Raw genomic sequence first — 13,337 nt, forward strand, 5'->3', positions numbered from 1 at the left:
CATCTGCTGCTTTTTGTTTTTATATTTTGGATAATGAAAGCTGATCCTCTGGCAGTGCTTTGAGTGAGCCGTCATTGTTTAATACAGAACGCCATGTATAACGCGGTTCATAACCAAGGATCTTTTTCGCTTTATCGATTGCCATCAGCGTTTCATATCCTTTTATATCTCTTTTTAAAGAGACATCCGGGAAAAACCGCTTAACTAAGTCTTCACTCGGTTCTTTCATGATGGTGTCCGGCGCAGTAATATGGAAGACATCGTTCCCGAGATTATTTTTTTCGACTGCAAGGAGGCAAGCGTGTGCTGCATCTCTTACATCGCAATACGCCCATGCATTTTTCTTTTGTATCTCTTTTTGCTGCTCGTTCCAGTGCATGCCAGGGATTTTTTCGTACTCATCAGGCTCATATATATTCGCAAAACGGAGAGTGACAATTTGTGTTTTGGTAAGCTTTGAATACATATCTGAGAGAATTTCAGTCAGCCGTTTTGCCATGGCATACGATGATTTTACGATCGTCGGGTGCTCCTCGTCTACAGGAAGGTAGCTGAGCTCTTTCGGGACAAACGGATATCCCAGCACCGTTTCACTTGAGGCCCATACCAGCTTAGGGATTTTAAAATCTTTACAGGCTTCCAAGACATTAAAATTAACGAGCATATTATTTTCAAATATCGCCTGGGATGTATTCCTGACATCGGTCGGGATATTCCCGAGGTGGACCACAGCATCACAGCCCATAATAAGCTGGCATACCTGGCCATAATCCCGCAAATCTGCTTGAATAAATTTTTTCGATGCTGATTCTTCTCTTAATAATCGATCTGACGCTGTCACATCGTGGCCGGCCTCCAATATTGTTCTTACGGCCCACCGTCCTATTTTGCCTGCTGCCCCAGTTACCACTACTTTCATGTTTTCACTCCTTTTTCTTGTTTTAAATGAGATCGAACCCCCTGATTAGACTTCCCGAGGATTAGCGTTTTATTAGCAACAGTTTTCATAGGAGCAGAATGGGGAGGCTAAAACAAAACATAATAAAAAAGACACCTCAATAAAAGGTGTCTTTTCACATTATGCTTCTTTCGGTTCTCCAGCTTCGACCAGCTCTTCAGCCGCAAGCTTTTTAACTTCAATATAAGCGACGTGGTGACCGTCAATTTCGTTGATGATAAATTCGCAGCCTTCTTCAATGATAGAATCGCCTTTTTCAACATCGTATTTTTGGGTAAGGAACCAGCCGCCGATTGTATCGACTTCTTCGTTCTCTAAATGGATGCCGAGCAGGTCGTTTACTTGATCGATCAACACTTTTCCGTCAAGAATATAATGGCCTTCGCCGATTTTGCGGATTTCGTTGATTTCATCAATATCAAATTCATCGCGGATTTCGCCGACGATTTCTTCGATAATGTCTTCAACCGTCACGAGCCCGGCAGTCCCGCCGTATTCATCAGACAGGATGGCCATGTGGACCCTTTCTTTTTGCATTTTGACAAGCAGATCTTGGATCGGCGCAGATTCAATGACATGAATGATCGGGTTGACGAATTGAGAAATGGTGGAATCAACAGATACCTCGCCGCTGATGCAGGCGGTCAGCACTTCTTTAATATTAATAACCCCGATAATGTTATCCTTATCGCCCTCTTCTACAGGGTAGCGGGTATATTTTTCAATCTGAATGATGTCCATCATTTCAGAAATCTTGATATCATGCGGAAGGCTGACAATTTCGGTCCGCGGAATCATAATTTCTTTCGCGAGCCTGTCATCAAATTCAAAGATTTTATTCACATATTTAAACTCTGACTGGTTAATTTCACCGCTTTTATAGCTTTCAGACAGAATGATTCGCAGCTCTTCTTCAGAGTGAGCGAGTTCGTTTTCTGAAACGGTCTCCAGGCCAAATGCTTTTGTCAATAACCGTGCGGAATTGTTCAAAAGCCAAATGAACGGGAACATAATGCGGTAAAACCAAATCAACGGTTTCGCAAACAGCATAGACACTGCTTCCGCCTTTTGGATAGCGACTGTCTTAGGTGCAAGTTCTCCGACAACAACGTGCAGGAACGTGATAATGGCATACGCAAAAATAAACGATATGACATGTGAAAGGGAACCTGGAACGTTCAATTGTACGAAAAGCGGGTGAAGCATCCTTTCAATCGTTGATTCACCTAAAACCCCTAATCCGATGGAAGTCAATGTAATTCCGAGCTGACACGCAGATAAATATTCATCAAGATGCGTGGTCACTTTTTTTGCGGCTATTGCTGCTTTATTTCCTTCCGCGATCAGCTGATCGATCCGTGAGCCTCTGATTCTGATAATGGCAAACTCAGATGCCACGAAAAATGCCGTCAGGGCGATTAAAACAGCAACTAAAATCAAATTCACTATGTCCAATTAGAACCTTCATTCTAGCAATGAGAATGAAGGTAACACCTCCTGTTAGATAGAATGGTTTTAACTTAACAGCAGCATAAATGATTGGAACACGGCGAGCTTTTCGGGCGGGAGCTTGCTTTTCAGCTTGTCACGATCCTCGGGCTTCAGCCGTTCAAACCGATGCAAGATTCCGGAGATGTTTTGATTCATATGATCAATTTCTAATGCCAGATTTCCAATTTCATCATCAAGTTTAGCTGAAGAGGGAAACTGGTTCTCCAGTCGATCTTTAATATCGGACAGGGCCAATCGCTGCTTCTTACAATCTACAATAAATATAAGCCGTTTGAGTGCATTTTCGTCGTAGTAACGGTAATTTGAACAGGATCTGGCCGGCGTAAGCAGACCGATATTCGTATAATAATCAACTGTTCGTTTCGTTACTCCGGCAAGTGCCGCTAGTTCACTGATGCGATAAGTCTCAGCCCCATCTATATCCCTCCCAACCATCACGTTATAGTTATGAGAATAGTTTAATATATGAATGGTGTCTTGCACAAGTTTATTGTTTTTTTCCAGACGGGAACTGGAAGTTGTGGAATTCATCATCTGATTGAAGTAACATAGAAAGATAGAATTTTCAAACTTTTATATGAGGAAGGGACAGATGATATTGGCTGGGTTATCCCGGGAAATTGAAGAAAACTTAAATAAAGGCTCATGGATTCGCAAGCTGTTTGATGAAGGCGCAAGGCTGAAGAAAGAGTTCGGGGATGACCAGGTATTTGATTTTTCACTCGGCAACCCGATTGTTGAACCGCCTGAAGCTTTTAAAAGAGCGTTAATAGAGGAAGCTGAAAAAGGCCATCACGGATACATACAAAACCAAGGGCTTCCGGCAGCGAGAGAAAAAGTCGCGCAATTTCTGGCTTCCCGTTTTGAAGCAGAATTCTCGGCGGAACGCGTCGTCATGACGGTGGGCGCGGGTGGCGCATTAAATGTCGCGTTAAAAAGTATCGTAAACCCGGGAGAAGAGGTCATTATTCTCGCACCTTATTTTGCCGAGTATAAATTGTATATTGAGAACTACGGTGGAAAGGCTGTCAGCTGCCCGTTGACGTCCCGGTTCGAGATCGATATTGAAGCGGTAAGGCAATCGATCAATCCAAAGACGAAAGGGCTGATTCTCAATACACCTCATAACCCGACAGGTACCGTACTCAGCCAGAAAAATATAGATGATTTAGGCGCTTTATTAAAAGAAATAGAAGAGAAGAGCGGCCAGACGATTTATGTGCTGTTTGATGAACCGTACAGTCAATTAATCTATGATGAAGAGCTGGCAAATCCGTTTCAATCGTATCATCGTGTGATCTTGGCGAGCTCATTCAGTAAGGATCTTGGTATAGCCGGGGAGCGGCTCGGGTATATCGGTTTAGACAGCAAGATGCCGGATGCCGGCCTTTTGATCAACGCTTTTGTGTACTGTAATCGAACGCTTGGATTTGTGAATGCGCCTGTCATGATGCAGCGGGCTGTGGCAAGAATGGGTGATTTAAGAGTAGACGCAAGCGCTTATAAAGAGCGCAGGGATTTAATGGTCGGCATTTTAAAGGAAGCCGGTTTTGAATTTGAAATGCCAAAGGGTGGCTTCTTTGTTTTTCCGAAATCGCCAATTGAGGATGAAGTCGCATTTTGCGTGCATGCCGCCCAAAAATACAAACTATTAATCGTGCCGAGCAGCGGTTTTGGAATGAAAGGGCACTTCCGTTTATCCTTCAGCGTGCCGACCGAGCAGATTAAAAACTCACGGGATATTTTCATATCCTTATATAGGGATTTTGCTTAGGAAAGCAAAGAAAAAGAAAACGGCTTTAAATGCTGTTTTCTTTTTTATTCACAAAACCCTTCCTCTTCCAATCCAAACAGGCAATAGAATTGACAGGCTGTGCCTGACAAAAGTCTAAAAATTAAAAATCATTTTTGGAATGAGTTGTGTTACAATAAAATATACAAATTATAATCAAACTTTGACTTGGAGGTGGTATGATGGGGCCCTCTGCTTAGGCTACAATACACCGCGTACCTCAATGTTAAGGAAAAATGATTATATCAGGAGGTGACTCCTTATCCTTTCCATGAGGGGGATAAGGTTAAATGGACGATATTGACAGTCTGATTTTAATTGGCGTGCTCATTGCTTTAACCGCGTTTTTCGTTGCGAGCGAGTTTGCGATTGTTAGAGTAAGGAGATCCAGAATAGATCAGCTTATAACGGAAGGAAACAAACGGGCGATACTCGCAAAGCGTGTCATTACAGATTTGGATGAATATTTATCCGCATCCCAGCTGGGCATTACATTGACATCAATCGGGCTTGGCGTGTTGGGGGAGCCGGCATTTGAACGGCTGCTGCATCCATTGTTTGAACCGCTCGGCCTGCCGGAATCGGTTTCTCATGCGATCTCATTTGCGGTCGCATATGGCTTGATTACATTCCTGCACGTTGTTGTAGGTGAGCTTGCCCCGAAAACGGTCGCGATTCAAAAGGCTGAACAGCTGACCTTGCTGATAGCGGGTCCATTGCGTTTATTCTATTTGCTCCTGTTTCCGTTTATTTGGATCCTCAATGGATCGGCGCGGTTTTTATGCGGCATGTTCGGTTTAAAGCCTGCGTCAGAACATGACGGTTCCCATTCTGAGGAAGAACTCAGAATGCTGTTGTCTGAGAGTTTAAAAAACGGAGAGATTAATCCGTCTGAATATAAATATGTAAATAAAATTTTCGAATTTGATAATCGGATCGCCAAAGAAATTATGATACCGCGGAAGGAAATGGCAGCTGTGTCAACAGAGATGACAATGGCCGAGATGCTTGAAGTCATGCTGAAGGAAAAATACACGCGCTGGCCTGTCACAGATGGGGACAAAGACAGTGTCATCGGTTTGGTTAATACGAAGCATTTGTTTTCCGATTTGCTGTTTATGACAGAAGAGGAACGAATGAAGATGACGATCCATCCGTATGTGCGACCCGTAATCGAAGTGATGGAAACCATCCCGGTTCATGACTTGCTGATTAAAATGCAGCGCGAACGTATTCATATGGCCATATTGTCTGATGAATACGGAGGAACCTCGGGACTTGTGACGACAGAGGATATTCTTGAGGAAATTGTCGGCGAGATCAGAGATGAATTTGACGAAGATGAACAGCCGCTGATCCAAAAGCTTGGCGATCGCCATTATGTGATGGACGGAAAGGTTCGGATCGATCAGGTGAACAGCCTTCTTGGCGCATCGATTCAAGAGGACGTCGATACGATCGGCGGACTGATATTAAAAGAAAACATCGATATTGAGGCTGGTGAATCCATCCGCATCGGTTCATATACGATAAAGGTGCTGAAGATGGACGGCCGATTAATCAAACAAATCGATATAAAAGAAGAAGCTGGCAACACAACCGGGATTACGGCGCACCACACGCTGCCAATGCCCGAGCCTGTGATGCTGAACAGTGCAACCTTGAGCGAGAAATAAGCTCAAGGTTTTTTTACGTTGCAATTGTCCAGCCGCACCAAAATGCCAAAAGCGACCCGCAAATCGTCAGGGCGATGTACAGGATGCTTTCCATTACGCGTTTGGCCAGCAGGAGCTGAACACTTTCAACGCTGAAAGTGGAAAAGGTCGTGAAGGCGCCAAAAAAACCCGTGCCGATGATGAGGGAGGCCGAAGCATTTGTACCGTGAAGCCCTGTGAATATTCCAAGCCCGAGAGCTCCGAGAATATTGACTGTTACTATGCCGATGGGCAGGCTGAGACCTTTGGATTTGGCGGTTATGACATTGCCAACCCAGAAGCGCAGCATCGCGCCAAGACCGCCCGCTATGAAGATACCCGCTAGTGTCATCTTTCCTGCAGCCCCTTTCTTAGCAGAATGCCTGCTATGCGCCGTCCCGCCAGAACGCCAATCAGTGCAAGAACGATTCCCGATATCAGTGAGACTGCCATATACAAAACAGCCAGTGAGGATTGTGCTTGCAATAGCATCACCGTTTCTTTAGAAAACGTAGACATTGTCGTAAATCCGCCGCAAAAGCCGGTGCCTAAAAAAGCCGACAGCAGAGGCCGTTTTGCCCTGATCATAAAAAAACCGGTCAGAATGCCTAATAGAAGGCTGCCTGCCGCGTTTTCCAGCCAGGTTGCTGCCGGGAATTGATCGGTGTGTATCCACATGTTTAATCCGTATCGGAGGCAGGCGCCAAGCGCGCCTCCGATAAAAACTGCGCTATATATTTTCATGTTTTCCATCCTTTTTGATGAAATCCGGGTAGTCTGTTACGATGCCGTCCACACCCATGGCTTGTAATTTTGCTGCTATCTTTTGATTCTTGACAGTCCATGCGAATACTTTTAAGCCATTTTTATGGGCGGAAGCGATCATCAGCCGGTTGAGTCGTGTGTATTTTATATTGACATAGTTTGCGATAGATTGGCAGGCCTTCAGCTGATTTCTGGACAGCATGCCAAAATTGGGCCTTGTAATGACTGCTGTCGGAATCGATGGATAAAGCTCACGGAACCTCTGGACGGAGCGGAATTGAAAGGATTGGACAATATTGTTGATAGAAAAAGAAAATTGCTCTAACAGCTGTCCCACTTCTTCTTCAATTCCGACTTGAGATGGATGGCCTTTTAATTCAATTAAAAGGCCGATTTTTTTATGGTAGCGCCTAAGTACCGCTTCCAAGGTTGGAATGCGCTCTCCCTGAAAAGCGGGGCCGTACCAGCTTCCTGCATCGAGCTTTTGCAATTCCTCCAATGTAAAATCCTTAACAAAACCCGAGCCGTTTGTTGTTCGGTCAACCCTGTCATCGTGTATCACAACAATCTGCCTGTCTTTTGTAAGCTGGACATCCAGTTCGATCATATCTGCATTCTTTTCCGCCGCAAGGTCAAATGCGGCAAACGTATTTTCCGGAGCGTAACCTGATGCTCCGCGATGGGCAATGGTGTACAAGCTAAGTCAGCTCCTCGTATGGGCATTTCTGTTATTGTATCAAATCCATATATGCGCGGCGATACAAACTGGTGAATTTTTTCTGCCATAATCGGAATGGTCCGGGCTGAGGGCTGCGTATAACTAAAAAAAGACACTCAGCGCATCAGAACATATTTCGCCAGGAAATTAGGCCTTTCGACATATTCACAAAACATTCTGTTACTTTATAATAGCAAAAAAGGAGGCGAGATCATGGGAAAAGGGAGAATCAGAGTGGAGGAAAGAATTAAAGCCGAAACGGATGCTGAAATGCAAAAAGCAACTCTCCTTGATCAGACACAAACGAAAAAAAGTAAGTGACTGTCCCTATTGAATCTGGCTGATAGATGAATTGAGAAATGACCCCGGCGGAACGCCGGGGTTTTGTGCTGTAAAAAGACATTTAGAAGAGCATCTTTACGAATCTTTTAGTATAATAAACATTCGATTTAAATAGAAGGGAGACTGTCATGCCAGATTATCTGCAGCAATATTTCACGCTTGATAAAATCATACAAATCGGCATCAGCTTGGCGATTTTGCTGGTGTTTCTTATACTCAGAAAATTGTTCACAAGATATTTCTTTAACCTGCTTTTTAATTTGACAAACCGGCCGAAAACAGAAATTTTCAAACAGGTGGTTCTGGCGTTTGAAAAGCCGGCCAGATGGTTTTTTGTTGCCTTAGGGCTGTTTTTAGCGATCCGGTATTCACCGTTTTTAGACGAACAAATGCCGGTCATCAGCAAAATATATCGCTCACTGATTGTTGCGTTATTGTGCTGGGGGCTTTGTAATTTGACCGCAGCGTCGTCGTTTATTTTCCATAAGGTGAATCAGCGCTTCGAGCTGGACATGGATGACATTCTGGCGCCGTTTTTATCCAAATTGCTCCGTTTTGTCATCATTGCGCTCAGTGTCAGTGTGATCGCTCAGGAATTCAATTATGATGTCAACGGGTTTGTGGCGGGCCTAGGTCTTGGCGGGCTGGCTTTTGCGCTTGCAGCGAAGGATACCATCAGCAACTTCTTCGGCGGTATCATTATCATTACTGAAAAGCCGTTTACCATCGGTGACTGGGTGGAGACGTCGACAGTAACCGGATCAGTAGAAGATATTACCTTCAGGAGCACGAGATTCAGAACAGCACAGGGGGCGCTTGTAACGGTGCCGAACTCTACGCTGTCGATGGAAGCGATCACGAACTGGACGAGAATGACCAAACGCCAGATCACGTTTTCCATCCATGTGTCCTATGCAACGCCGATTGAGAACCTTGAACGCTCCATTCGTTCTCTCAGAACCATGCTCTTAGAACATGAGGGCGTTGATAATGAAACGATCATGGTCAACTTTGATACGTTTGCCGACAGCTACTACAATTTATTTTTCAACTTCTATACAAAAACAACGGTTTGGGCTGAAAACCTTGATGTTAGAGAGGATATCAACTATAAAATTATTGAAATTCTCGCCGCAGAAGGTGTTGAGTTTGCATACCCCGGCCAAATGGTTTTTGTAAAGCAAAAGCACCAAAACGATCCGTTCCAAGTCAATCTGAATAAAGAGGAAAAGGAACGGGCTTAAAAGGGAAAGACTTCGTCTGACAGAGGCGGAGTTTTTTTCGTGGTAAAATAAGAGAAAAAAGGCGGTGTTGAGTTGGAAGCATTCAGAAATATTTTAAATGAAGCGCAGCGAATTATCGTGCTGACCGGAGCGGGGATGAGCACAGAATCAGGGATTCCCGACTTTCGTTCAGCCGGGGGCATTTGGACGGAGGATGCCTCAAGAATGGAAGCGATGAGCCTTGATTACTTTTTACACCATCCACGTCTGTTTTGGCCTAAATTCAAAGAATTGTTCCAGATGAAAATGAGCGGCAGCTTTGAACCGAATGAAGGGCACTTGCTTTTAGCTGAGCTGGAGAAAGAAGGGAAGCAGGTCGATATTTTTACGCAAAACATTGACGGTCTCCATAAAAAAGCCGGGAGCAGACATGTGTACGAACTGCATGGCTCTATCCAGACAGCAGCTTGTCCGGCATGCGGCGCCCGTTATGATCTCCCTCATTTGCTGGAGCGGGAGGTGCCAGAGTGCACGGCGCCCGGAAAAGATGGTGACATTTGCAGAACGGTATTAAAAACCGATGTTGTTCTCTTTGGCGATGCCGTCTTGCACTTTGACACCCTTTATGAAAAGCTGGATCAAGCAGATCTTTTATTGGTCATCGGCACGTCTCTCGAAGTTGCTCCGGCGAGATTTGTGCCTGAGGACGCAAGCCGGATTCCCGGCCTGAAGAAAGTCATCATTAACCTCGAGCCGACGTATTGCGACAGCTTGTTTGACATGGTTATCCATCAAAAAGTTGGGGAGTTTGCCCAAAGTTTGGGGATAAAAAAGTGAGGCCGCCATATGCGTGCGCCTCACTTTTTTATTCATGAACAGGAACCATGGTGTCCTCTAACACTCCGAAGGAATAGCCTTTTTCTTTTAGTTTATTGATTAATGCCGGCAGCGCGTTTACGGTAGCGGGAAGATCATGCATGAGAATGACATACGGCCTGCTTGAATGGCTGTGTTCCATATTCTCAAGCTGCTGTAATACTGCCGTCACATATTTTGAATTCCGGTATTTCCAGTCCATGCTGTCAATCGTCCAATCCCAGTACACAAAACCGTCTTTCTCAAGATTGCGGATTTGTGAAGCGGTCAGTGACGGCTTGCTCCCGTATGGCGTTCTGACAAGATCGGTTTTATATCCTGTAATGTCTTGCAGCGTGTCACGCGCCTCCTGCATTTCTTTTAACGGAGATGTCGGTGTTTGATAGAACAATTTGTTATTATGGGTGACGCCGTGTAAACCGAGGGCGTGGCCTTCCTTTTCTGCCCTTTTCACCGCTTGTTTGAATTCGTTCATCCGCGGTGACAGCATAAAAAATGTCGCTTTTACATCAGCGCTTTTCAGTACGTCGAGCAAGCGGGTTGTATAGGCTGACGGGCCATCATCGAAGGTTAAGTAAACCGTCTTATCTCCCATGTTCTGCTTTGTCTGCAGATGTTTGATCAGAAGATCGGGGGAGTCGTTTTTCAGCTTCAGGCTTTCCTTCTCATTGCGAAGCTGGCCGTTTGTGGTGACAGTGACTTCCTTTGCTTTCGATGAGCTGTTGGAATACCCCAGAATCACCATAAGCAAAAGCAGCACACATAAAACTGCTAAACTTGCAAATTTAAAAGCAAGCGAAACTGCAGAAGGAGAAGCGTCTCCTCTTGTTTGTCGCATAACAATCTCTCCATTGGCATAAAATCTCTACATACTGCTGTACAGCAGGCAGCTTATGAAGATGCCATATGTTTACAACCTATGTATTACCAGTCAAGTATACAGGAATAAAACTGGAAAGAACATAGAAAATTTGTCGAAATATCAGATTTTAAGGAAAAAATAAACTCCTTCCCGCTATAGATCTCTTGGATCTTTCTGTTTTTCAGCTAGTCCAATATGGTAGAATAAGTGACAATGACAGCTAGAAAAACATCAGGGAAATCTCGAAAAGGGAGGGCTATTATGAAGGTTTTAGTCAACGGCCAGCTGATCGAACGCAGCGAAGCTTCGATCGATTTGGAAGATCGCGGTTATCAGTTTGGTGACGGTATCTATGAGGTTATCAGGGTGTACAAAGGGGTATTGTTCGGCTTGCGCGAGCATGCGGAGCGTTTTTTCAGAAGTGCGGCTGAAATCGGAATGTCACTGCCGTTCAGTATAGAAGATTTAGAGTGGGACCTGCAAAAGCTTGTACAGGAGAATGCGGTTAGTGAGGGAGCGGTATACATTCAGACAACAAGAGGTGTGGCGCCGCGAAAACACCAGTATGAATCTGGACTTAAGCCGCAGACTACTGCTTACACATTTACCGTGAAAAAACCGGAGCAAGAGCAGGCATACGGAGTGGCAGCCATTACAGATGAGGATCTTCGCTGGCTGAGATGCGACATTAAAAGTCTGAATTTACTGTATAATGTTATGACCAAGCAAAAAGCCTATGAAGCAGGAGCGTTTGAAACGATTTTACTAAGAGATGGCACTGTTACGGAAGGTACATCCTCTAACGTTTATGTTGTGATCAATGGGACGGTGCGAACGCATCCAGCTAATCGGCTCATTCTCAATGGAATTACACGGATGAATATTTTAGGGCTTATTAAAAAGAACGGGATCGAGCTTGAAGAGACGCCTGTCAGTGAGGAAGAACTGAGACAGGCGGAAGAGATCTTTATTTCGTCAACGACGGCAGAGATCATTCCAGTCGTGACGCTAGATGGAGAATCGGTCGGAAGCGGTGAACCCGGACCGGTGACAAAACAGCTTCAGGCTGCTTTTCAAGAAAGCATTCAGCAGGCAGCAAGCATTTCATAATGAAACATAAAAAAAGAGCCCGCTTTGCACGCGGAGCTCTTTTTATTTTTTAATAAATCCAACCAAAATGGAGATCATCGGCGATATATAGAGGAAGAACGTAAACGGGATATAGTCTATGACGGGAACACCAAGTGCGCTCGCCATAAAAGCACCGCATACTCCCCAAGGGATCAACGGATTCATTAATGTCCCGCCGTCCTCTAAGGATCTGGAAAGAAATTTTCGCTGGATGTTTTGTTTGTCGTATAAGGTTTTAAATGATTGTCCCGGTATTAATATTGAAAGATACTGTTCTCCGGTTGCCAAATTGATGCCGATGCTTGAACAGACAGTTGCCGCAATCAGCTGGCCTTTTGAGCGGATGCCTTTCATGACACCTTCCAATAGCGCGGAAATCAATCCGATTTTCTCCATCAGCCCGCCGAGTGCAAAAGCAATCATAATGAGCGAGACTGAGCCCATCATGGATTGCAGTCCGCCTCTGTTAATGATTTTAGCGGCGGCCTCATTGTCAGTTTCGAACGTCGTGCCATTTTGCAAAGCTGTCATAAACGCCTGCAGGCTGCTGTCAGGTACAAAAATAGCAGTCAAAATTCCCGAGGAAATAATTCCGGCAGTCAGCACGGGAATCACGGGCACACGCCTAACCGCCAGCAAAACGACTAAGAGCGGTGAAAGAAGCGCCCACGGCGTTACGTTTGCGGCATCCTTGATTCCGGTTATGACATGTTGAATATCATCGGTTGAAGCAGTGTCCGCTGACACAGATAAACCGAGAAAGTAAAACAGCACGACGGTGATGAGCAAAGCCGGAATAGTAGTGCCCATCATATGGCGAATGTGTTCAAAGATTGGTATTTCGCCTATGCCGGCGGCAAAATTGGTTGTGTCCGACATCGGCGACATTTTATCACCAAAGCATGCGCCGCATATGACCGCGCCTGCCGTCCATTCAAGCGGAACGCCGGCCGCGCTCGCCACTCCGATCAGCGCGACCCCAATCGTGCTCACAGTTGTCAGGCTTGAGCCGACAAGCGTGCTGATGATCATGCAGGAAAACAAAGCAGTCAAAAGAAGGTGGCTGGGTTCAATAAAGGAAAGGACATAAACCGTTACGGACGGTATTGCGCCGCTGTACATCCAAGCGCCGATTAAGATGCCGATCAGCGCCAGAACGATAATTGGCTGTACGCCGTTCTTGATCCCATCTGTAATCCCTTTTTCTAAGGACTTCCAGGAAAAACCGAACCATAAACCGGCAGCTGAAAGCATGATAACACATAGAAACAGCGGGATATGTGGTTCTGTATGAAGCAAGAATAAGCAAGAAATAATGATTCCTAACATAAATATAAATAAACCGACGGCTAACGGAAACGTCAGCTTTTTTTGACAATCCAAAATAACACCCCATATTTATCTTTAATGCTTTTGTGCTTTTGGGCACGAAAGCATTATAACAGAAAAAAACGAAAATCTATG

14 protein-coding genes are annotated in these 13,337 nt (G+C 44.9%); 6 read left to right on the plus strand and 8 right to left on the minus strand.

The features are described from left to right. Positions 1–19: 19 nt before the first annotated feature. The 3 genes from GYO_RS27610 to cueR all read right to left on the minus strand — a co-directional run bounded on the left by GYO_RS27610 (position 20) and on the right by cueR (position 2,905). Complete coding sequence (locus GYO_RS27610) at positions 20–919, minus strand: NAD-dependent epimerase/dehydratase family protein (protein ID WP_003224186.1); 900 nt, start codon at positions 917–919, stop codon at positions 20–22. A gap of 159 nt (positions 920–1,078) precedes the next feature. Further along, positions 1,079–2,413 (minus strand): hemolysin family protein, encoded by a 1,335-nt coding sequence (locus GYO_RS27615; protein WP_041520908.1) that lies wholly within the window; start codon positions 2,411–2,413, stop codon positions 1,079–1,081. Positions 2,414–2,473: 60 nt separating this feature from the next. Next, the gene (gene cueR / locus GYO_RS27620; RefSeq protein ID WP_032727347.1) at positions 2,474–2,905 is read right to left on the minus strand and encodes a Cu(I)-responsive transcriptional regulator; all 432 of its coding nucleotides are present in this window, start codon (positions 2,903–2,905) and stop codon (positions 2,474–2,476) included. A gap of 157 nt (positions 2,906–3,062) precedes the next feature. On the opposite strand from cueR, the gene GYO_RS27625 reads away from it, so the two are divergent. Both GYO_RS27625 and GYO_RS27630 read left to right on the plus strand, forming a co-directional pair. Next, on the plus strand, positions 3,063–4,244 hold the full coding sequence (locus tag GYO_RS27625; RefSeq protein ID WP_014113196.1) for a pyridoxal phosphate-dependent aminotransferase: 1,182 nt from the start codon (positions 3,063–3,065) through the stop codon (positions 4,242–4,244). A gap of 308 nt (positions 4,245–4,552) precedes the next feature. Beyond that, positions 4,553–5,938, plus strand: a complete 1,386-nt coding sequence (locus tag GYO_RS27630) for a hemolysin family protein (protein ID WP_014113198.1) — start codon at positions 4,553–4,555, stop codon at positions 5,936–5,938. A 13-nt stretch (positions 5,939–5,951) separates the two neighbouring features. Here the strand turns inward: GYO_RS27630 and crcB are convergent, their stop codons facing one another. The 3 genes from crcB to GYO_RS27645 are packed head-to-tail and all read right to left on the minus strand — an operon-like array spanning position 5,952 to position 7,418. Continuing rightward, positions 5,952–6,308: a fluoride efflux transporter CrcB gene (gene crcB / locus GYO_RS27635; RefSeq protein WP_014113199.1), complete on the minus strand. Its 357-nt coding sequence runs from the start codon at positions 6,306–6,308 to the stop codon at positions 5,952–5,954. Then, on the minus strand, positions 6,305–6,700 hold the full coding sequence (locus GYO_RS27640) for a fluoride efflux transporter FluC (protein WP_014113200.1): 396 nt from the start codon (positions 6,698–6,700) through the stop codon (positions 6,305–6,307). The genes crcB and GYO_RS27640 overlap by 4 nt, the downstream gene beginning before the upstream one ends. After that, on the minus strand, positions 6,687–7,418 hold the full coding sequence (locus GYO_RS27645) for a glycerophosphodiester phosphodiesterase (protein ID WP_014113201.1): 732 nt from the start codon (positions 7,416–7,418) through the stop codon (positions 6,687–6,689). The genes GYO_RS27640 and GYO_RS27645 overlap by 14 nt, the downstream gene beginning before the upstream one ends. Positions 7,419–7,652: 234 nt before the next feature. Here GYO_RS27645 and GYO_RS27650 point away from each other — a divergent pair, with 234 nt between their 5' ends. The 3 genes from GYO_RS27650 (at position 7,653) to GYO_RS27660 (ending at position 9,841) form a co-directional block, all read left to right on the plus strand. Continuing rightward, complete coding sequence (locus GYO_RS27650) at positions 7,653–7,760, plus strand: YhdX family protein (protein WP_003224203.1); 108 nt, start codon at positions 7,653–7,655, stop codon at positions 7,758–7,760. 149 nt (positions 7,761–7,909) lie between these two features. Then, on the plus strand, positions 7,910–9,025 hold the full coding sequence (gene mscY, locus GYO_RS27655) for a small-conductance mechanosensitive channel protein MscY (protein WP_014113203.1): 1,116 nt from the start codon (positions 7,910–7,912) through the stop codon (positions 9,023–9,025). Between the two features lie 72 nt (positions 9,026–9,097). Next, positions 9,098–9,841, plus strand: coding sequence for an NAD-dependent protein deacylase (locus GYO_RS27660; protein WP_014113204.1), 744 nt, complete (start codon positions 9,098–9,100; stop codon positions 9,839–9,841). A gap of 28 nt (positions 9,842–9,869) precedes the next feature. Here GYO_RS27660 and GYO_RS27665 read toward each other — a convergent pair whose 3' ends face one another. Next, positions 9,870–10,718 carry a polysaccharide deacetylase family protein gene (locus GYO_RS27665; RefSeq protein ID WP_014113205.1) on the minus strand — a complete coding sequence of 283 codons (849 nt, stop codon included), beginning with the start codon at positions 10,716–10,718 and terminating at the stop codon, positions 9,870–9,872. Between the two features lie 285 nt (positions 10,719–11,003). Here GYO_RS27665 and dat point away from each other — a divergent pair, with 285 nt between their 5' ends. Beyond that, positions 11,004–11,852: a D-amino-acid transaminase gene (gene dat, locus GYO_RS27670; protein ID WP_014113206.1), complete on the plus strand. Its 849-nt coding sequence runs from the start codon at positions 11,004–11,006 to the stop codon at positions 11,850–11,852. Between the two features lie 42 nt (positions 11,853–11,894). On the opposite strand, the gene nhaC is transcribed toward dat, so the two are convergent. Further along, the gene (nhaC, locus tag GYO_RS27675; RefSeq protein WP_014113207.1) at positions 11,895–13,256 is read right to left on the minus strand and encodes a Na+/H+ antiporter NhaC; all 1,362 of its coding nucleotides are present in this window, start codon (positions 13,254–13,256) and stop codon (positions 11,895–11,897) included. Positions 13,257–13,337 lie beyond the last annotated feature (81 nt).

The organism is Bacillus spizizenii TU-B-10, assembly GCF_000227465.1.
Lineage (GTDB): Bacteria > Bacillota > Bacilli > Bacillales > Bacillaceae > Bacillus > Bacillus spizizenii.

Coding starts and splice junctions, on each gene's coding strand:
- GYO_RS27630 (WP_014113198.1), top strand. CDS start 4,553: ATGGACGATATTGACAGTCTGATTTTAATTGGCGTGCTCATTGCTTTA.
- GYO_RS27650 (WP_003224203.1), top strand. CDS start 7,653: ATGGGAAAAGGGAGAATCAGAGTGGAGGAAAGAATTAAAGCCGAAACG.
- crcB (WP_014113199.1), bottom strand. CDS start 6,308: ATGACACTAGCGGGTATCTTCATAGCGGGCGGTCTTGGCGCGATGCTG.
- cueR (WP_032727347.1), bottom strand. CDS start 2,905: ATGGTTGGGAGGGATATAGATGGGGCTGAGACTTATCGCATCAGTGAA.
- GYO_RS27625 (WP_014113196.1), top strand. CDS start 3,063: ATGATATTGGCTGGGTTATCCCGGGAAATTGAAGAAAACTTAAATAAA.
- mscY (WP_014113203.1), top strand. CDS start 7,910: ATGCCAGATTATCTGCAGCAATATTTCACGCTTGATAAAATCATACAA.
- dat (WP_014113206.1), top strand. CDS start 11,004: ATGAAGGTTTTAGTCAACGGCCAGCTGATCGAACGCAGCGAAGCTTCG.
- GYO_RS27610 (WP_003224186.1), bottom strand. CDS start 919: ATGAAAGTAGTGGTAACTGGGGCAGCAGGCAAAATAGGACGGTGGGCC.
- GYO_RS27665 (WP_014113205.1), bottom strand. CDS start 10,718: ATGCGACAAACAAGAGGAGACGCTTCTCCTTCTGCAGTTTCGCTTGCT.
- GYO_RS27640 (WP_014113200.1), bottom strand. CDS start 6,700: ATGAAAATATATAGCGCAGTTTTTATCGGAGGCGCGCTTGGCGCCTGC.